The sequence below is a fragment of the Bacillus sp. 2D03 genome, from assembly GCF_003946765.1.
Classification (GTDB): Bacteria; Bacillota; Bacilli; order Bacillales; family Bacillaceae_G; genus Bacillus_A; species Bacillus_A cereus.
Genome location: NZ_RPSJ01000002.1, coordinates 335,960 through 355,752, shown reverse-complemented (window position 1 = coordinate 355,752; position 19,793 = coordinate 335,960). Strand labels below are relative to the sequence as shown.

Sequence of the window (19,793 nt, the reverse complement as noted above, 5' to 3'; positions counted from 1 at the left end):
GGTGAAATTGTGTTTTTGTTTTCAAACGAAAAACTTACTATAAGAGGGGCTAAGATAGTAGCGTTTCATTTTTGTAAATGTAATTATTTCATCATTGAAAATACAAAAATAAAATAAACCGCATAAAACAGAAATAAAAAAACAATCCATTTTAAAAATGGATTGTTTTTTTATTGGAATAATATTATTTGATATGTTGAAAGCATAAATAGCAGAATAAACATTACCTGTTTTAGTTCATGCAACTGAACAAATATGATGAAAACTATGTGTATAGTTTTTTGCTTGCTTTTTCAGTAACTCTAATGAAATCATGGTCTTCATTGTTTAAAGGTAGTATTTTTAACATTATTGCTATTCAGCATTAAGCACAAAAAAGTAATATATATAATATTATTATGTAAACTTAAGATTTTAAAAGGAAAATATAATAATTAATAGAACATGTAGAAGGAGATGCTTAAATATTTTGAAGGATGGGAGATTATTATGGAGCATTTACAATCAATAGCACAAGCTGTTATAAGTGGTAATAAGGAAAAAGTAGTGAAGTTTATAAAGGCGAGTCCAAGTATTGTTAACGAATGTAGTGAAGATGGCTGGACACCACTTCATTTAGCAGCTTATTTTGGACAGAAAGAAATAGCGAGTTTTCTTTTAGAAAGCGGTGCAGATATACATAGTAGAGCGAAAAACGAAAATGAAAATACAACTTTGCAAGCGGCAATTGCGAACAAGCAAAGTGAACTTGTCGCTTTCTTAATTGAAAAAGGATCAGATGTAAATATTATGCAAAGTGGTGGCTGGACAGGACTCCACGAAGCAGCATTATTAGGAAATGAAGAAATAATTATGTTGCTCCTTAAAAATGGAGCTAATAAGATGATTAAGAAAAATGATGGGAAAACAGCGTATGATATTGCATTAGAAAAAGGATATAATCACCTTTTACATCATTTGAAACAGGAAGTGAACTTATGATGAATAAATGGAGTGTTGGTATATTTTTATTTAATGAAGTAGAAGTGTTAGACTTTGCAGGGCCATTTGAAGTTTTTTCTGTAACTGAGGTGAATGAAGAAAAAACATTTACTGTTTATACAGTTAGCGAGAATGGGGAAATGATTACAGCAAGGAATGGATTGAAGGTACAGCCAGATTATAGTATTGAAAATTTACCACCAGTGGATATTTTAATAATTCCAGGTGGGCTAGGTGCTAGAAAATATGAAATAAAAAATGAAATAGTAATAAAATGGATTCGCCAACAAATGAAAGAAGTAAAGCTGATGACTTCAGTTTGTACAGGAGCGCTATTACTGGCGAAAGCAGGTTTACTGGAAGGTTTAAAAGCAACAACACATTGGGCTAGTATTGAAAAGTTTAAAAATGAGTTTCAAAATGTTGAAGTTATAGAAAATGTAAAGTTTGTAGATGAAGGACATATTATAACATCTGCCGGAATTTCAGCTGGAATTAATATGGCATTTCATATTGTGAAAAACTTGTTAGGTGTGTATGTTGCGGAGGACACAGCGAAGCGAATGGAGTATGATATTAGTTTGCCAATATAAAAAGCCCGGATTGGGCTTTTTATATTGAATGAATATAGTTAAGCTCTTCATCACTCAAAATAGGGCGAACAGATGCATTTGCATTTTCTTGTGCTTGTGTTCCTGTTTTTGCACCAGGAATTACAACACTTACTGCCGGATGAGAGAGTACATAGCGAAGTGCAAGTTGCCCTAGGGTTTGATTTTTATTTGAGAGCAACCGAAGTTTCTCTACGGTTTGTAAGTCTTCTTGAAACCAAGTTTCATTTGGCCAATCTTTGCGTAAATCTCCATCTGGAAAAATTGTTTTATTTGTGAATTTTCCAGTTAAAATGCCCATTTTTAATGGACCACGAATAACAGCTCCTAGATTTTTCTCTTGTAAGAATGGTAATATATCTTTTTCCGGTTTTCGATTTAATATATTGTAATCAAGTTGTACGATATCAATTTCGTTGTTGTTATTGAAATGATGAATGTATTGTAAATCATGAGTCGAAACACCGACTGCTCTTACTTTGCCATCACGTTTTAATATGTCAAATGCACGTAGAAATGCTTCTGTTTCTCTACGATTATGCCACCAAATATGACAAAAATAAAGATCAATATAATCTGTTTGAAGACGTTGTAAACTTGTTTCGAATACGGCGATGATTTTTTCGGGAGTATCATATACAGGAACTCCATTAAGGTCGTAGTGATGTCCGATTAAACCACCTTTTGTTGATAGGATAATATCATTACGATGTCCTTTAATCGCGGTAGCCACCAACTTTTCACTATGTCCTAAACCATACACATCCGCAGTATCAATAAAATTCACACCACATTCAATTGCTTTTTTTATAGCGGTTATAGATTGTTTATCGTTAACAGGTCCCCATTCATCACCACCGATTGCCCATGCGCCAAAACCTATTTCAGAAACAGTTATTCCAGTTTTACCTAATGTGCGGTAATGCATATTCCCCCTCCTTGTAAGCATGTTATAACATGGATATGTGGGGAAGGAATTTTGTGTGTGAAAAAACTCTTCTACAATAGTAGAAAAAGAATTACAGAAACTACTATTTTATAGCAGCATGTATAAAAAAAATCGGTGTAAATATGGAAATGTCGTCGAATGCTATCTTTAATTGGTTAATTTATGGGATATTTTTGTGAAGGAGTTTATTTTATAAGAATAGAATTTAGTTTAGTAAGAAAACGTGCCGATGGTAGTGAAAAATATGGGTTAGGGGGATTTGAATGAGGAAACTCGAGCGAGTAAATGTTCCTAATATACCAGAGCAATTATCACAACCTAGTGACAAGCGTAGGGTAAATAAAAAGAAGTTAAGGCGACTTATTTTAATGGTCCTTTTTATTGCGGCAACTACTCTATATGTTCAATATATTTTAACGAAACAACAAGAAGTAATTGATAAAAAGAAAGATACGATTACGGATCAAAAGAAACAATTAGTATCTTTAAAGAAAGATAAAGATTCTTTAAAGACTAACATAGAAAATTTAACAGACGATGAGGAAGAAATTTTGAAGTTAGCGAGAAAAGAGTATCAATTTTCTAAGTCAAATGAAACTATATTTGTGATGCCAAAGTAATAAAAAACAGTTAGCTATTGAACTGCACCCCCAATTGTTAGACGCCGTCTAACAATTGGGGGTGCAGTTTTTTATGTATGAATGTCATGGTACAAGGAACAATCACATATTGTAGAAATGAAGAGTTTAAGCTATTTTCATAAATATGGAATATGCACTGAAATAAATGTTGTTAAAATTCTGTCAATTATATTATAATAAAAGGTAAGCGGATACATTTTTTAATCAACGTTGAGTTCCTCGCTCATACGACTATTAAGAAACCCGTTATCCTCGTATAAGAAAGGAAGATAGCTGTGTACGCTTCAAATACAATTTATATCGTAGGGGATGCGAAAGCACCTCAAAATAATCCCATTACTGAAAAGTTTAAAAGCTATTTTGTAGCATTTATACTTGTTAAGGATACAGGGGAAATTGTAGATGCAGACTGCTCAGCGACAATTGCATTAACATCTCAATTTGTTAAATATTTATTTCTACATAAAAATATAAATGACCCGGCATTAGTAATGGAAGTAAAGAACCGATATTTCGGTTCTTCTCAAAAAGCGTTACTTGTAGCGCTAAAAGATGCACAGAAAAAATATAATCAGATTGCTGCTTTGTCTACTCAATCATAGACAAAATCCAGCCGTAAGAATCATTCTTATGGCTGGATTTTTTTATTTCACATTATCGTTCTACATCAAAAGTAAACGAAAACAAAGTAGAGTGATAGAAGAGTAAATGTCCAATGGGTTTACCTAATAATTCGTGGGTATAAATCTCCGGTGGATTAAGATTTCACTTCATTGGGGAACGAAAGGATGAACAAAATGAAAATTACAGATGTAAAAGTAAATCGTAGACGTGTAAAACTGCATACACCGTTTAAAACCGCACTTCGTACTGTAACAGAAATTGAAAGTATAGATGTTTATATTCATACAGACGAAGGAGTGATTGGTAAGGGGGCTGCAGCCGCAACGCCAGTTATTACGGGGGATTTCACCAGCGGAATAGAAGAAGCGATTTTAGGACCGATGCGTTCATGTTTAATTGGTCAAAATATCATTCAGTTTCAGCAGTTATTACAGGACATTCAAATGAGTTGTATTGGAAATTCAAGTGCGAAAGCAGCGGTAGATATCGCTTTATATGATGTATATTGCCAATATCAAAATGTGCCGTTATATGCATTGTTAGGCGGGAAGAAAAAAATTCATACCGATATTACAGTGAGTGTGGATGAACCTGTATTAATGGCAAAAGAAGCGAAGAAACATATAGAAAAAGGATTTCAAACATTAAAGATTAAAGTGGGTAAAGAGGCGCATTTAGATTTGGAACGTATTGAGGCAATTCGAAATGTGGTACCAAGAAATACGACATTACGTTTAGATGCGAATCAAGGTTGGAGTCCAAAAGAAGCGGTCTCTATCATTCAAGAGATGGAAAATCGTAATTTAAATATAGAATTTATTGAACAACCAGTACACGCGAAAGATTGGGATGGGTTAAAGTACGTCAAAGATCGTGTGCAAACGCCAATTATGGCCGATGAAAGTATATTTTCAGCAAGTGACGCATTAAAGCTCGTTCAAGGAAGATATGCAGACTTCATTAATATTAAATTAATGAAGTGTGGTGGCATACGTGAAGCATGGCGTATTGCAGATATCGCAGAAACAGCTGGTGTGAAGTGTATGGTGGGCAGCATGATGGAGTCTTCACTTTCCGTTAGTGCTGTTGCGCATTTAGCGGCAGCGCATCCTAATATTCATTATTTTGATCTTGATGCACCGCTTTGGTTAATGGAAGAGCCAGAAGGAATGACTTATTCTGGATCAAAGATAAACCTTCAATCGGCAGTGAATAGTAAGTTTTAGGAGAAGAGACTAGTAAACTATCTTTTAAGGGGGATAAATATGAAAAAAGTAGGAACTGCATTTTTAACAACTTTATTTATATTTTCATCGTTTACATCGGCAAATGCTGAAGAAAAGAAGGATAATAAAGCATTTATAGATGTATCTGCTGCAACGTTATGGACAGTACCTGATTCATTAAGGCCAATCGATACACCGAGTGCAACAAATCCAGTGGATCTATGGAAATGGACGAAATCAATGACACTTGACGAGAAACTATGGTTAACAAATGCAAATAAATTAGAAACACAAGCGTTACTCGGTCAAGAAGTAACTGTTATTGATAAGAAAGGCGAATGGGTGAAGGTATTAGTGCATGGACAGCCAACACCACGAAATGAAGAAGGTTATCCGGGCTGGATACCTGAAAAACAATTAACATATAATCAAGAATTTGCAGATAAAACAAATGAACCTTTTGTCTTAATAACCAAACCAACAGCGATTTTATATATAAACCCTTCTGAAAAACATAAATCACTTGAAGTCAGTTATAATACAAGACTGCCGCTATTAAGTGAAGACACAATTTCATACCGTGTATTGTTGCCAAATGGTCAAAAAGCATGGATACGTAAAAATGATGGAACAGTTTACCAATCTCAAACTGATATTCCAACTCCGGCGGCTGATGATTTAATTAACACAGGGAAAATGTTTTTAGGATTACCGTATATATGGGCTGGTACAAGTGGTTTTGGATTTGATTGCTCTGGCTTCACGCATACAATCTACAAATCGCACGGCATTACAATTCCGCGAGATTCTGGACCGCAATCAAGAGCAGGAGTTGCAGTTGATAAAGAAAATCTACAAAAAGGTGATTTAATTTTCTTTGCACATGATCAAGGGAAAGGTAGTGTCCATCACGTTGCAATGTATATTGGTGATGGCAATATGATTCACTCACCAAGAGCTGAAAGATCGGTAGAGATTATACCGCTAAATACACCAGGATATATAGAAGAATACGCTGGTGCTCGTCGTTACTTACCTTAAAAATAGAGGGGGTTTTTAAATGAAAAAAGTTGTTCGTTACTCATTAGTTAGTACTCTATTAGTTTCTTCATTTTTAGTTGGTTGCGCAAAAGAAAAAACTGCAACAAAGCCGAAAGATGAGAAGAAAGTATTACAGTTACTAGAAACGGGTGAAATTCCGTCGTTAAATTCAGGGAAAGTAACAGATGCAGTCTCGTTTAACGTTTTGAATAACGTAATGGAAGGACTATTCCGTCTATCGAAAAATGATGAAGTAATTGAAGCCGGCGCACAAAAATATGAAGTGAGTAAAGATGGAAAGACATATACATTCCAATTGCGTGATGCGAAATGGTCTAACGGAGATCCAGTAACCGCTCATGATTACGTATACGCTTGGAAGCAATTGATTAATCCAGATACAGCTTCTCAATATGCATACATTGCGTACGATGTAAAAAATGCTGAGAAGATAAATAAAAAACAACTAGGTCTAGATGAATTAGGAGTAAAAGCGAAGGATGATAAAACATTCGTCGTAGAGCTAGAACACCCTGTACCGTATTTTACGAAATTATTAATTTTACCATCCTTCTATCCAATTAACGAAAAATATGCGAAAGAGCAAGGTGATAAATACGGCTTAGAAGCAAATAAAGCGGTATATAATGGACCGTTTACATTATCAGAGTGGAAGCATGAAGCTAGCTTTACAATGAAGAAAAACGATAAGTATTGGGATAAAAAAGAAGTGAAGTTAGATGAAGTAAACTATCAAATTGTAAAAGAAATTTCAACTGCGGTAAATTTATATGAAACAGATAAAGTTGATAGAGCTGTTATTTCTACAGAATTCGTAGATAAATATAAAAATAATAAAGAGCTAAAACAATATACAGATCCAGTTATGTACTTCTTCCGATTTAATGAAAATGTACCAATTCTTAAAAATAAAAATGCACGTCTTGCGCTAAGTACAGTTTTTGATAAGAAGGGGCTCGCAGATTCATTTTTAAATGATGGATCGGTTGCAGCAAACTATTACGTACCAAAAGGATTTTTAAAGGGCCCAGATCAGAAAGATTTTAGAAGTACGGCTGGCGAGTTTAATAAGACAAATGTAAAACAGGCGAAGGAATATTGGGAGAAAGCGAAACAAGAGACAGGTACAAATGAAGTGACGTTAGAACTATTAAATTATGACTTAGAAAACTTTAAAAAAGTTGGAGAGTACATTAAAGAGCAGCTTGAGAAAAACTTACCAGGATTAAAAGTGAATGTGAAATTACAACCACATACGCAAAAATTAGCACTTGAGAAGAAGAAAGAATATGAAATGTCGTTATCACGCTGGTTACCAGATTATCCGGATCCAATGACTTACTTAGAAGTATTCCTTTCTGGAAGTAGCGTCAATAATACAGAATATGCAAATCCAGAATATGATGCATTAATTAAGAAGATTAAAACAGAATTAGGTAATGATGAAAAGGCTCGCTGGAAAGCAATGCAAGATGCTGAAAAAATGCTACTTGATGATGCAGTAATTGCACCGGTATTCCAGCGCGGATTATCATACTTACAAAAACCATATGTGAAAGATTTATATGTACATCAATTTGGTCCAGCTACAAGTTTAAAATGGGCAGATTTACAAAAATAAAAGAATGGGGAAACAGACTTCACGTATGTGATAGTCTGTTTTTTCTTATTTAAAGTTAGAAAAATAGTTCATGGTATAATTTATTAGTCTGTAAACAGTATTTGGAGGGAAAATGATGTCTATGTTTGAAGAAGAGAAAGTAATTTATACAAAAAGATTATTCATGAGGAAACCAATTGTAGAAGATATTGATCAGTTTTATAACATATTAAAAAAAGATACTGTTGGCAAATGGCTGGCTAAATCAAGAGGAATGTCGAAGGAAGAAACAAATGACTATATCGGGCAACTTATCTTACATTGGGAACAGTTTGAATTCGGAGTATGGTTGTTATTTAATAGTGAAACAGGAAAGCTTTTAGGACATTGTGGTTTAAGAAAGGTAGATGAAACAGGTGAAATAGAAATTATGTATCTCCTTGACCCAGAACATTGGAGGAATGGGTATGCATTAGAAGCAGCAGAGGCTTCCATCAAATATGCAATAGAGACTTTGAATGTAACAAGAATAATTGCTAGAGTTAAAGTAGAAAATGAGAGCTCGAAAAAACTTTTACGAAAGCTCGGGTTTATATATACCCATGAAGTTGATCATAGCGGGCGCTTATTATCATATTTTGAACTCCATACATCATCCAAAGAATTCTAGACATTTCATATGTGTTTTCATTGTTAAAAAATAAAATTATTACTAAAATTCCAGTGTGAAATTTATGTAGAATCTTGTATAATTAACGTGTTTCTATGGAAACATTTTTTTGTGCTATTTATATAGGACTTAATAGAACAAGTAAGGAAATACATACATGTATATAATAGATAAATAGAATGGAACATGTATAGAGAAAAAGGAGAGAAAAGATGACGTGTCAAAAACAAGGGTTACAATTTAATAACGATAGAAAGAGGGACAGAAGATGAAAATGAAGCATGCTTTTGGTCCTATAATTTTAGCGTGTGTGCTTTTTTTCATTATCATTCTAATCCCATCGAAAAGTTTAGTGTCGCTTATTAGTGATAAGAAGGTAGAAGATGCGGCAACTTCTTTACAAAAAGAGAAATTACAAAGTGTTTTCTTACAGCAAAAAATGTTAGAGAATTCACAGTATTTACCGATGTACGGTTCATCAGAATTTTTACGAATGGATGCATATCATCCGTCTAATTATTTCAAAGTAAATCCAGCTGGTTTTACACCGTTTTTAATTGGAACTGGTGGTACACAAAGTTTAGCTCATATTTTAAATATGACATCTACTATGGATGAATTAGAAGGTAAAAAAGTAGTCTTTGTTCTTTCACCACAATGGTTTACAAAGACTGGTGTATCACAAGGGGATTTCACTAATAATTTCTCCAAACAACAAGCATATCATTTTATTTTTAATGATGAGATAAATCCAGAAATGAAGAAGCAAATCGCGAAACGGCTATTAGATTATAAAGTTGTTCAAGAAGATGATATATTAAAAAATTCATTAGAAGGTATTGTATATAATGATACGAAACATAACATAAAAGCAGGTTTAGTTAAACCACTTGCTTATATGCATCGAAATATTTTAGATCATAGAGATTTATTTAACTCTTTATTTAAAATCGAACCGATGAAAGAGAAAACAAATATCGGACTGCGTTCAATTTCTTGGGAAGACGCACGTAAACACGCAGAACAAGAAGGGAAAGCGGAGTCTACTACAAATACATTCGGAATTGAAAATCCGTATTATCATAAGAATAATCTGAAGAAAAAACTAAAAGGTTTAAAAAACTTTAGAGCAAATGAAACATATGATGAATCACCAGAATACGATGATTTACAAATTATTTTAGATTTATTTAAAGAGAAAAATGTCAAACCACTCTTTATTTCTGTACCTGTAAATGGGCCTTGGTATGATTATACTGGCTTCCCGAAAGAACGCCGTGAAGTGTATTATAAAAAAGTTCGAGAACAGGTTGAGAAAGCAGGATATCCAGTAGTTGATTTCTCTGGTCATGAATATGATAAGTATTTCTTAAAAGATACAATTCATTTGGGCTGGAAAGGTTGGATTTATTTTGATGAAGCAGTGCAGAAATTTAATTCTGAGAAATAAAGTATAGAAATCGGAATGGCTATGAGCCGTTCTGATTTTTTTAGTATAGAGGATTTTGGTGAGGACAATTTGGGAATGCATGTATATCTTGAACCTGTCTATAATCATAATGTTTCATTGCGAACTGGGCTTGATAAAGGTATTCATACACATATAATTGACCATCGTGCGCTGAACATAATACACCAGAAGTTCCTTGTCCATTTATGAAGGAAATACCGATAGGGCGTCCGATTAAGTATGGTATTTTTTGCTGCCAATGCATAGAGGAATCACTCCTTTTTGAGATAATATACGAAAGAAATGATTGAATGGTTGCTTATCCATGTAAATGTAGATGGAAAGGTGTTATATAATTCCTGAAGATTAATATAAATAAAAAACCGCTATAACTCCAAATGAATTTATAGCGGTTTTTGTTATATTCTTAAGTAAGATTTTTACGCTTTTTTGTCCATTTTTTTATAACGAAGTATAAAAGTATAAGTACGACGCCACCAATTGCGAATGATTTCACATACGGACCAGCAATATCGTTAATATTCTCCCAATTTTCACCTAGTTTTTCACCTAAATAAATGAAAATAATAGACCAAGGGATAATCGCAAGTGCTGTTAATGTAGTGAAACGTAGTAATGGCATTTTTGTAATACCAGCAGGAATTGAAATCGCATGACGCACTACTGGAATGAAGCGTGCTGTAAAAATGACGCCAGTTCCGTAACGATTAAACCAATCTTCTGCAGCATCTATTTGTTTTTTATGTATGAAAATATATTTTCCATAACGTTCTAATATAGGGCGTCCGCCGTATCGTCCAAGCCAATAAATAAAGATTTGGGCAATAACACCGCCAATTGTACCGAATACAACTGCGCCTATAAATGAGATACTTCCATTGAATACTAAGTATCCTGCATAAGCAAGGACAATTTCACTTGGGATAATCTCAATCATAAGTCCAAGCATAATGCCCCAATAACCTAATCCTTCAAAAAACGTTAATACTGAATGAATAAAACTACTTAACATTGTTGCACCTTCTAGTTTATGAATTTTTGAGTATAAGAACCTTTTATTTAATCACATAAAAGGTTCACTATGTGTAGATTATACCTTATTTGCATAGGGGATTGCTATTTCAACTTTTTTATGTCTCTCATAAGTATTATAGTAAAGTATATAAGCCACGTTTTCATGAAGGGTTAATGAAAAGATTATTAAAAATTTCTCATATATCAATGATAATAGACTGAAAATTAAGTATAATGGTATAGGCCTTTCATTTACAAAAATAGGAGGAGAACGTATGTATATTACAGATCCGATTTATGGACCAATCTCTATTCGTGATAGAGATATCCTTCGATTGATAGATACAAAAGCATTTCAAAGGTTGGCGTATATTAAACAACAAGGACATACTTATTTTTTACATGAGAACGCAATACATACAAGAGAAGAACATTCGATAGGTGTATATGCACTAGTAAATAAAGTGATAGAACATCTTACTGAGATTGGTGACATACATTTATCGAAATATGAACGAAAGCTAGTATCTACTGTAGCCCTTCTACACGATGTTGGACATGGGCCATATTCACATTTTTTTCAGCAAATATCGGGTGAAAATCATAGTGAGTGGACGGTACGAATCATTCAAGAGGACGAAGAAATACGTACGATTTTAAATCAAACACCTAGATTATTAGATGATGTAACGAAAGCTTTAACAGAAGATGGAGTTTTTCCAATTATAGATGAGCTCTTATTTAATTCATTAGGAATGGATCAATTAGATTTTTGGAATAGAGATTTATATTACTCATCGCTTGAATTAGAAGGTTTACAGATAGAAGGATTGATTGCTAACATGCGTTTAATTGACGGTAAACTTGTTATTGAAGAATCGGGAATCCCCTTCATCGAACAATTAATGAAAATGAAAGAAGGGCTTTACAATAATGGATTTGGCCATCCGTTTGTGATAGGAAAAGATATATTGCTGCAAACAATTTTTAAAATGATAGAGGAGAAAAATCTTTCGTTCTATACTCCTGAACTTCAAAACTTCTTTCATAAAGGAGAGAAGTTAGAAGTAGAAGACTTTCTTCCGTTACAAGATGAAATGATTTTAAATGAAATACAGTGCTTTGCAAAATCAGATGATGTTGAAATAGTATCTTTAATTCAACTTTATGTTTCAACAACTAAAAGTTTATCATTTCAAAAAGGAGTGGAGGGTGATTTTAGAAAGGAAAATAACAATTTAGCGATAATAACTGAGAAAAAGGCGTACAGTTCATATGCAGGTGGTATTTACGTCCATAGTGAGGGGCAGTTAGAGGACATTTTAGAGAAATCAAATTTCATTCAAGAGATAGTAAAATTGCCTAAAAAAGAATATGCCTATTCAATTTGATTTGGTTCGAAAATAAAAAATGAATGAGATGGAAACGTAAATTTAGAGGAGGGAATAAAATACATGAAACATAAAATTGCTGTACTGGCAGATGTACATGGAAATGCAACTGCTTTAAAAGCAGTTATCGAAGATTCTATGAAAGAAGGTGTGACTGATTATTGGTTTTTAGGAGATTTAATTATGCCTGGTCCTGGATCGAATGATTTGTTTGAAATATTAGAAAGTATTAACGTTGATACTTATGTACAAGGAAACTGGGAAGATAGTTTTCTTGACGTTCTTAATAAAAATATTGATATTGATAACGCAACTGATATTTATGTTTCTAGATTAGTTCAGTATCAATGTGAAAACCTGGATGAAAATTATATTAAGCATGTTAAAAATTTACCATTACATATAACAAAACAGGTTAATGATTTATCAATCAGTATTAGTCATAATCTACAAAATAAAAATTACGGAGGAGATTTGTGGCCCACTAATAATCAGGAACAGTTTGATCGGCTATTTGATCGTGATTATGATATTGCGATTTACGCTCATACCCACCATCAATTGTTGCGCTATAGTAGCAATGATCAATTAATTATTAACCCAGGAACAGTTGGACAACCTTTTTACAAGTGGAATAAGCTAAATTCTGACTTGCGTGCTCAGTATGCAATTCTTGAAATTGATGAGGCAGGGATTACTGATGTGAGGTTTAAAAAGGTTTTTTACGATGTAGAAAAGGAATATAAAAATGCCATGAATAAAAATCTTCCTTACATTGATTTATATCGTGAGCTGTTAGAGACAGGAAAAACTCATACGCATGATATTGAATTATTACAAGAAATTAATGACAAATATAATTATAAAGATGAAGTAATTAAGTTTATCGAGAAAATCTGATAGGAATTTAATAGAAAGAAATGAACATTGTTGAATGTTAGGTTAGTAATGATTTTTACATAATACATAATCAAGAGTTATTTTATAATGAAACTTAGATGTAAAATGATTTTTGTATTTTATATTGATTGAAAACAAGCATCCCCCTGTCCTAGGTATATGACGGGGGGATGCTTGTTTTTTTAAGGCTTCACATCTAAGTTCTGTAAAAATAAAGTTGCTGTTACGTAACGCTTTGCTAACATTTGTACATAAGCGGTATGTACAGAAAGGGTCGCAATAATAATAGCGTTACGAATTGCTTCGCGTTGTTCGTTATTAATTTGATCGAACTTACTTGCGATTTTATCAGCTTTTTCTTTTACGATGTTTTCAATTGTATGAACGGTATCTGTTGCATTTAATTGTAAGCAATTTCCTTGATTGAGTTCTTCAAATAGAGAAGAGTATGCTACATATAAATGAACAGGATTGATTAAATCATCACTTCGATCAGCTGGATCATTTACAATAAGGCGTAATAGCTTACGAATGGATTCAAAATCAAGTGCTGTTTTTAAATCTTCGACAATAAATAGTAAGGCTGCTTGTTCAATTGAATATTTTTTCCCTTTTTGAGGAGAGCCAATCATTTCTTTTATATCTCGTTTCACCCAGTTTTGCATAGCAGTTACAGAGAAACTTGTGTTTTCAATCTGATTGCCAAGCGCAACTATTTCATTTAAAGAAAAACCGACATCAGTATCGTCAATTTTAATCAGCTTTTCAAAAATAGGTGAAAGTGCGGTAGTAATAAAAGCTGTAACGCTTTGTCCGCTTTCAATATCTTTTTTATGTGACTTTGCCCAAGCTTCTTGTAAAATACCGAGAGGCTTTTTCGTATTCCATCCTCTTAGTGATAGAAGAAGGGTAGCCATTTCGTTTCGTGTGAGATGAAATGTTTCCATCTTTTCACCTCCAAAATAATAAAAAGTTCTTATGAACTTATAATATGTTTTGTTTCATTTAAAGTCAATTCTGTTTTGCTTAATTTTTCCTTTGTGACCAAACTGTTGAAAGTAAATAATACTTGCATATTTCGACAAAAGTTCATATAATAAGTTCATAAGAACCTTTAAAATGTTCTTAAAAACAAATCTATCATTCTGAATTTACTAGAAAGATAGATTTCACATATATCTATATAAAAGGAGAATGGATATAATATGTTGAAAAAACTTGTAGCAGTAATGACAGCATTCATGGTTATCTTTGGGGCTAGTAGCTTTATGTTCGTAGATCATGCAGCAGCGAAAAGTTACAAATCTGGTAAAAAATCATTTACACCAAGTTCAGGTCAAAAGTCAAAAGTTGATTTAAACAAAAAAGACTCAAATGTAAATTCTCAAAAAACGACTCCAGATTCAAAAACGAAAGCAACAAACACGGCACCAAAAAGTAATAAAGGAAGCTTTATGAAAGGTTTATTACTAGGTGGTCTTGGTGGTTTACTAATGGGTAGCTTATTTGCAAATATGGGAGCTCTTGGTTCTGTATTAGCGTTTATGGTAAATATGTTAGTAATGGCTGGTATCGTAATGTTAGCAGTTCGTGCATTTAAATACTTCAAAGACCAACGTAAGAAGAAGGCAGATGAAGTAGCATGGAAACAATAAAAATTTCTGAACAAGAGCTTATAAATGCGCTTTGTATATATATCGCTGAAAAAAGACAAGTGGGTCCAGAAGAAGTATTAGTTGAACTCATGTATGATGACGACTACGGTTTCTCTGCGGAAGTAGAGGTAAATGGTCGCCAGCAAATTTTAATTCAAGCAAACTTAATCGAAGCTTTACGCTTATTGCTTGACAGAGAATATAATGTCAATCCATTCGCAGCGAGATTACAACTTGAATTAGATGATGAAGAAGGTATTTACGCATTAGCGAAAATTAATAGTGATGAACAATAAGACTGTTAGGGCTTTATGCTCTAGCAGTTTTTTATTTTAATTTCTATTTTTAGTATGTTTCCTATTTTAGGATAAAATTCAATTTTTAATAAACTGATGAATTGGTAAAAATATGTTATTCTTATTAAGAATGTTTTATGTTAATAGGAGGATATTATGAAAAAGAAATTATTAGCAACAATTGCTGCGGTATGTTTATCTTTAACTGCTTGTAATTCAACGGAGCAAACAAAAGAGGTACAAGCGAATGAAAAAAAAGATAAGAATACTGAACAGCAAACAGCAACAACTAGCCCGAAAGCTAAAGAGATAAAAGAAAAAAGTGCAGTGGAGAGATTATCACAAGATCATAGTGTTTCGTTAGAAGGTGATGGTGCGAATTCTTCTGATTTTTTTGAGTTAAAATCCGGATTTGTTATTGCGGAAGTAGAACATACAGGAGAAAGTAATGCAATTCTAGAGTTAAAAGATGAACAAGGTAATGACTCTGGTTCACTTTCGAATTTTATTGGTAATGGAAAAGAAAAACGTGTAGTTTTATTAAACAAGAGTGGAAAATATTTTATTAATCCAATGGCAGATGGTCACTGGAAAGTGAATATGTCTCAGTCTATTCCAATAGATAAAGTAGTAACAGCTCCAGGAACAATTAGTGGTCACGGATCTGATGTTGTTTTTGTGAAACTTGAAAAAGGTTTGAAAGAATTGCATGGTGTACATAAGAATGGTGAAAGTAATTTTGTAGTGGATTTAAACGATAGCATGATATTTAATGAAATTGGTGCTGCCGATACTACGAAAAAAGTACCTGTAAAAGAAAATGGTATACATATATTCACTATTCAAGCTGATGGTGATTGGACAATCGAAGTGAAATAATTTGAAAAGCTCTCCTTATGTTTTTGATAAGGAGAGCTTTTTGACAAATAAGTCTTATTAAATAATTTCTTGTTGTTTATAGAAATCTTTATCATTTGTTTGGAATTTATGCCATAAATCATTCATCTTTCGTCTACCGATATCTACCATCGGATTAAACTGAATTGCAGCTTTCTGACGAACAGAGTGAACGTTTTGAATGGCGTGATATAATTGTTGGTCGACTATATCACGTTTTTTGCTTGCATATTTAGCAATAGATAGACCTGCAACTGTTCCTTGCGCCATCGCAATTTTTCCGCTTTCAATGCCTGTAATATTGCCGGCTACAAATAAACCAGGAAGAGGGGTTTCCATTGTTTCGGAATGGAGAGGAACGTGTCCGCCTAATTCTGAAATGTAATGGAAGGGACAACCAGCTACAGCTGCAAGTTCGGCAAGTGGGTATAATCCTCCGGCAATACAAACAAAATCTGCTTCATATATTTTCTCTGATCCATTAATAACATTTCCTTTAGAGTCAATATTAGCAATACGTACACCTTCAACTTGATCTGTTCCGATAATTTCAAGAGCTGCTTTCCGAAGGTGAAGTGGCGTTCCGTTTATTTTCATTCCGTTGTTTGGATAGAATGTTAATCCAGCTTTTCGAATCCAATCAAATTTCATAAAGTGGCTACCTATTCGCAAGAAAGCAGAAGGAGCGAGGTGAGCTGCATTTAAAAGAGAGTTTAAAACTTCTTCAGGTTCACCAGCTTTTTGACTTAACTCGCTTTTCTCAGGGAGTACAATATGATCCACTGTAATTCCCGCTAATTGCAATTCACTTAAAATGGCGAAAGACAAAATGTTAGCACCAATAATAATTCCTTTTTTTCCAACTTGCACGCGATGAACATTTGTCATAACTTGAGCTGCTCCAATTGACATCACTCCTGGAAGTGTCCAGCCAGGAAGGGGAATAGAATATTCCGCAGCTCCAGTAGCAAGTAGTACGAAAGGTGCTTCTAACGTACCGATATTAGTATGTACAAACCAATTGTTTTCATCTCTATCTAAATTATAGACCGAAACACCGCACCTGATATGTACTGAAAGTGATTCTGCTTCTTCATGAAGTCGCTTCGATTCTTTTATTCCGTTCCACCATTCTCCAGTAGGCTCTTGATGCAACTGTCCTAACAATCTCCCGCCTGGCTTCATAAATTCATCAATAACGAGCACTTTTAGTCCGAAACGAGCACAAGAAATAGAAGCAGATAATCCCGCTGGCCCTGCACCAATAATAATTACATCACTCATCGTTTTTTCACCATCTCTCTCACGATATTCGGATGCTGTTTCCCGCTTTCAACAACCATGTTTTCTTCTACAACAGTTAAGCATGCGCGTACATTTGTTTGATTATTTACTGTCATGCGGCATTCGGAACAGTGCCCGATATTACAATAAATACCTCGCGGTGTTCCGCTATCTTCATGAACTCTTAATGTCCGTATTCCATTTGCTAACAGGGCAGCAGCTATCGTTTCATGTTCATATGCTTCGTATTGATGACCGTTAAATTGAAAGGTAATACGCTTACTACTTTGTAAAGTGCCTAAAATAGGGTGATGTGTAATTCTACTCATTTACTTTCACCTACCGATCCAAAAGTAACTGCACGTATTGGTGGTTGATATTTTAACGGTAGTTCATTAAGAGTTACGTCAGGATTCGCATTTTCAATCATTCGATCTATCATTATTCTGCATGTGCGACCACCGCAAAATCCCATGCCAGCACGTGTTCTTAGTTTTAATTCTCTTGCCGAGCATTTATATTCAGCAATTGTCGATTGAAGTTGCCCATATGTAACCTCTTCACAACGACAAATGATTAAGTTGTTTTTATTTGTCATGTGTATTCCTCCTCTAGTTCGGTTTTCACAAATTATATATGCAAAAATCATGCCAATATAGAGGAGGAGAGGGCTATCTGTAAATGCCTGATCGGTGCATACTGCTTCTTTATTGAAGTCCAAGTTTCTTTAAACGGTTATATAAAGTAGCCCTTGTTACACCAAGTTGTTTTGCGCATTCTAATTTATTCCCATTTAAAATTCGTAAAGCCCTTTCGATAACTTTTTTCTCATGCTCATCCATCTCTTCTTGTAAAGAAAGGATTGTATTATTGTTGCTGAGTAATAGGGAATGGGCTGTATGGTTGTCTAAAGTTTCAGTCGTATGAAATGGTAAATATTCTTGTTTTATAATTCCGTCTGTTGCGAATACCACAAGCCGTTCAACAACGTTTCGAAGTTCGCGAATATTACCTGGCCAATTGTAATGAAGCAGTTCATGCATAATGCTTGAAGGTAAGTCACGAATTGGTCTGTTATAGTTGATTGAAAAATCGTTTAAGAAAGAATAGGTTAATTCAATAATATCCTCGCGTCTTTCGCGCAGCGGTGGAATCTGCAAGCTAACTACATTTAAGCGGTAATATAAATCTTCTCGGAAAGTTCCTTTTCTCATTTCTTCTTGTAAATCACGATTTGTAGCAGCGATAATACGGAAATCAATATTAATTTCTTTTTCACCACCAACTCGGTAATACTTTCGCTCTTGCAGTACACGTAACAGTTTTACTTGCATATCAAGTGGCATTTCACCTATTTCATCAAGAAATAAAGTACCGCCTTGCGCGAGTTCAATTTTACCTTTTTTTCCTTTACTATTTGCTCCAGAAAACGCCCCACGCTCGTAACCGAATAATTCACTTTCAAATAATGCTTCTGGAATTGCCCCGCAGTTAATCGAAATGAAAGGCGCCTTCGCTGCTTCACTTGCTTCATGAATTGCTTTCGCAAATACTTCTTTTCCAACTCCGCTTTCCCCAAGTATTAAAACAGTTGATTTCACCGAACAAACTTTTCTAGCTAATTGTATCGTTCTTTGTATAACAGGACTTTTTCCATTCATCGCAAGGAATGGATCGGATTCATCTTTATACTTTGCCACTTCTTGTTCTAAACGGTGCATTTCATGTGACATATTAAATAGTTTTTCATTTAAAGCGACTTGATTTGTAACATCTGTTTCTGAAACGACTGCTCCTATAATTTCATCATTACAATAAACTGGATTTGAATTAATTAATACGAATAAATCGGGACGAGGCTGATGGAACTGAGCGACTATGCTTTTTCCATCATGTAAAGATTGTAAAATTTCCAAGTCTTTATAATCAAAAAAACGAGTAATCGGTTGCCCAATAATCTCATTATGGTTGACTGAAAATATTTTTTCAGCACCATCTGTCCAAGTTCGAACGCATTCTTTACTATCAATTACTGTAACAGAAGAGTCAGTTGTTTGTATTACAGTGTCATAAAATGACTGTAGTTCATTGTAGGACTTATAAAGAAATGGAATCATTTGCTGAGAAGTTATACAGCATATCGGCTCATCGTTTTCGTTAAGGATGATAACAGCTAATTCATAAGAAAAAGCGTCAATTAATGCAGTGAATGAGTCATCTACATAAATAATTGCGCAATTATATTCTTCTGTAGTAGAAGGGAGGTAATAAAACCTTTCGTTTATTTTCTTAATGGGATCAAGGCTACATGTATGATTGATTAAAACGCTTTCCAAAAATTCTTGTATAGTCGGAAATGAGAATTCCATAATGTCCTCCTGTTATGTATAAAAATTTTGACAGTGATAAAAAAATAATACACCTATTTACTATGAATTTAAAATATTTTTACAAATAAAAATATTATTTATAAAAATTGTATATGTACAGAATTGGCACGTCAATTGCATAAAAAGAAAGT

Annotated in this window: 22 protein-coding genes; 14 read left to right on the top strand and 8 right to left on the bottom strand. The window is 33.7% G+C overall.

The window, feature by feature from the left end; translation table 11 throughout:
• The first annotated feature begins 489 nt into the window (after positions 1–489).
• Together EBQ15_RS06860 and EBQ15_RS06855 are read left to right on the top strand one after the other, a co-directional pair.
• Positions 490–981 (top strand): ankyrin repeat domain-containing protein, encoded by a 492-nt coding sequence (locus EBQ15_RS06860; RefSeq protein WP_000400683.1) that lies wholly within the window; start codon positions 490–492, stop codon positions 979–981.
• Positions 978–1,574 carry a DJ-1/PfpI family protein gene (locus tag EBQ15_RS06855; RefSeq protein WP_000981433.1) on the top strand — a complete coding sequence of 199 codons (597 nt, stop codon included), beginning with the start codon at positions 978–980 and terminating at the stop codon, positions 1,572–1,574. Before EBQ15_RS06860 ends, EBQ15_RS06855 begins: the two co-directional genes overlap by 4 nt.
• Positions 1,575–1,593: 19 nt before the next feature.
• On the opposite strand, the gene EBQ15_RS06850 is transcribed toward EBQ15_RS06855, so the two are convergent.
• The gene (locus EBQ15_RS06850; protein WP_000559352.1) at positions 1,594–2,520 is read right to left on the bottom strand and encodes an aldo/keto reductase; all 927 of its coding nucleotides are present in this window, start codon (positions 2,518–2,520) and stop codon (positions 1,594–1,596) included.
• A 284-nt stretch (positions 2,521–2,804) separates the two neighbouring features.
• On the opposite strand from EBQ15_RS06850, the gene EBQ15_RS06845 reads away from it, so the two are divergent.
• The 7 genes from EBQ15_RS06845 to dltD all read left to right on the top strand — a co-directional run bounded on the left by EBQ15_RS06845 (position 2,805) and on the right by dltD (position 9,814).
• Entirely contained in the window at positions 2,805–3,161 is a 357-nt protein-coding gene (locus tag EBQ15_RS06845; RefSeq protein WP_001228374.1) for an FtsB family cell division protein, read from the top strand.
• Between the two features lie 296 nt (positions 3,162–3,457).
• Positions 3,458–3,784 carry a DUF3870 domain-containing protein gene (locus EBQ15_RS06840; protein ID WP_000271312.1) on the top strand — a complete coding sequence of 109 codons (327 nt, stop codon included), beginning with the start codon at positions 3,458–3,460 and terminating at the stop codon, positions 3,782–3,784.
• Between the two features lie 186 nt (positions 3,785–3,970).
• A complete protein-coding gene (locus EBQ15_RS06835; protein WP_001038455.1) occupies positions 3,971–5,032 on the top strand; it encodes a dipeptide epimerase in 1,062 nt (353 codons plus the stop codon).
• 39 nt (positions 5,033–5,071) lie between these two features.
• A complete protein-coding gene (locus EBQ15_RS06830) occupies positions 5,072–6,073 on the top strand; it encodes a C40 family peptidase (protein ID WP_000755427.1) in 1,002 nt (333 codons plus the stop codon).
• Positions 6,074–6,092: 19 nt separating this feature from the next.
• Positions 6,093–7,715, top strand: coding sequence for a peptide ABC transporter substrate-binding protein (locus EBQ15_RS06825; RefSeq protein ID WP_000758259.1), 1,623 nt, complete (start codon positions 6,093–6,095; stop codon positions 7,713–7,715).
• 115 nt (positions 7,716–7,830) lie between these two features.
• Positions 7,831–8,364 carry a GNAT family N-acetyltransferase gene (locus EBQ15_RS06820; RefSeq protein WP_000061611.1) on the top strand — a complete coding sequence of 178 codons (534 nt, stop codon included), beginning with the start codon at positions 7,831–7,833 and terminating at the stop codon, positions 8,362–8,364.
• Between the two features lie 268 nt (positions 8,365–8,632).
• Complete coding sequence (gene dltD, locus EBQ15_RS06815; protein WP_000782300.1) at positions 8,633–9,814, top strand: D-alanyl-lipoteichoic acid biosynthesis protein DltD; 1,182 nt, start codon at positions 8,633–8,635, stop codon at positions 9,812–9,814.
• A gap of 40 nt (positions 9,815–9,854) precedes the next feature.
• Here the strand turns inward: dltD and EBQ15_RS06810 are convergent, their stop codons facing one another.
• Together EBQ15_RS06810 and uptA are read right to left on the bottom strand one after the other, a co-directional pair.
• A complete protein-coding gene (locus tag EBQ15_RS06810) occupies positions 9,855–10,079 on the bottom strand; it encodes a hypothetical protein (protein ID WP_000558692.1) in 225 nt (74 codons plus the stop codon).
• 162 nt (positions 10,080–10,241) lie between these two features.
• Positions 10,242–10,847 (bottom strand): undecaprenyl phosphate transporter UptA, encoded by a 606-nt coding sequence (gene uptA, locus EBQ15_RS06805; protein WP_000952914.1) that lies wholly within the window; start codon positions 10,845–10,847, stop codon positions 10,242–10,244.
• Positions 10,848–11,124: 277 nt separating this feature from the next.
• On the opposite strand from uptA, the gene EBQ15_RS06800 reads away from it, so the two are divergent.
• Together EBQ15_RS06800 and EBQ15_RS06795 are read left to right on the top strand one after the other, a co-directional pair.
• Positions 11,125–12,240, top strand: a complete 1,116-nt coding sequence (locus EBQ15_RS06800; protein ID WP_000275995.1) for an HD domain-containing protein — start codon at positions 11,125–11,127, stop codon at positions 12,238–12,240.
• Positions 12,241–12,303: 63 nt separating this feature from the next.
• Positions 12,304–13,140 carry a metallophosphoesterase family protein gene (locus tag EBQ15_RS06795; RefSeq protein WP_000680867.1) on the top strand — a complete coding sequence of 279 codons (837 nt, stop codon included), beginning with the start codon at positions 12,304–12,306 and terminating at the stop codon, positions 13,138–13,140.
• A 182-nt stretch (positions 13,141–13,322) separates the two neighbouring features.
• On the opposite strand, the gene EBQ15_RS06790 is transcribed toward EBQ15_RS06795, so the two are convergent.
• Entirely contained in the window at positions 13,323–14,087 is a 765-nt protein-coding gene (locus tag EBQ15_RS06790; RefSeq protein WP_000447231.1) for a DUF1836 domain-containing protein, read from the bottom strand.
• A gap of 258 nt (positions 14,088–14,345) precedes the next feature.
• Here EBQ15_RS06790 and EBQ15_RS06785 point away from each other — a divergent pair, with 258 nt between their 5' ends.
• The 3 genes from EBQ15_RS06785 to EBQ15_RS06775 all read left to right on the top strand — a co-directional run bounded on the left by EBQ15_RS06785 (position 14,346) and on the right by EBQ15_RS06775 (position 15,970).
• Positions 14,346–14,795: a hypothetical protein gene (locus EBQ15_RS06785; RefSeq protein ID WP_000914478.1), complete on the top strand. Its 450-nt coding sequence runs from the start codon at positions 14,346–14,348 to the stop codon at positions 14,793–14,795.
• On the top strand, positions 14,783–15,091 hold the full coding sequence (locus tag EBQ15_RS06780; protein WP_000447749.1) for a YxcD family protein: 309 nt from the start codon (positions 14,783–14,785) through the stop codon (positions 15,089–15,091). The genes EBQ15_RS06785 and EBQ15_RS06780 overlap by 13 nt, the downstream gene beginning before the upstream one ends.
• Positions 15,092–15,247: 156 nt before the next feature.
• Entirely contained in the window at positions 15,248–15,970 is a 723-nt protein-coding gene (locus EBQ15_RS06775; RefSeq protein WP_000727979.1) for a hypothetical protein, read from the top strand.
• A 57-nt stretch (positions 15,971–16,027) separates the two neighbouring features.
• Here the strand turns inward: EBQ15_RS06775 and EBQ15_RS06770 are convergent, their stop codons facing one another.
• From EBQ15_RS06770 to EBQ15_RS06755, 4 genes are all read right to left on the bottom strand, one after another.
• Positions 16,028–17,272 (bottom strand): NAD(P)/FAD-dependent oxidoreductase, encoded by a 1,245-nt coding sequence (locus EBQ15_RS06770; protein ID WP_001286102.1) that lies wholly within the window; start codon positions 17,270–17,272, stop codon positions 16,028–16,030.
• Positions 17,269–17,601: a (2Fe-2S)-binding protein gene (locus EBQ15_RS06765; RefSeq protein WP_000087074.1), complete on the bottom strand. Its 333-nt coding sequence runs from the start codon at positions 17,599–17,601 to the stop codon at positions 17,269–17,271. Before EBQ15_RS06765 ends, EBQ15_RS06770 begins: the two co-directional genes overlap by 4 nt.
• Positions 17,598–17,870: a (2Fe-2S)-binding protein gene (locus EBQ15_RS06760; RefSeq protein ID WP_000182614.1), complete on the bottom strand. Its 273-nt coding sequence runs from the start codon at positions 17,868–17,870 to the stop codon at positions 17,598–17,600. Before EBQ15_RS06760 ends, EBQ15_RS06765 begins: the two co-directional genes overlap by 4 nt.
• A gap of 109 nt (positions 17,871–17,979) precedes the next feature.
• On the bottom strand, positions 17,980–19,641 hold the full coding sequence (locus EBQ15_RS06755; protein ID WP_000395822.1) for a sigma-54 interaction domain-containing protein: 1,662 nt from the start codon (positions 19,639–19,641) through the stop codon (positions 17,980–17,982).
• Positions 19,642–19,793: the final 152 nt, after the last annotated feature.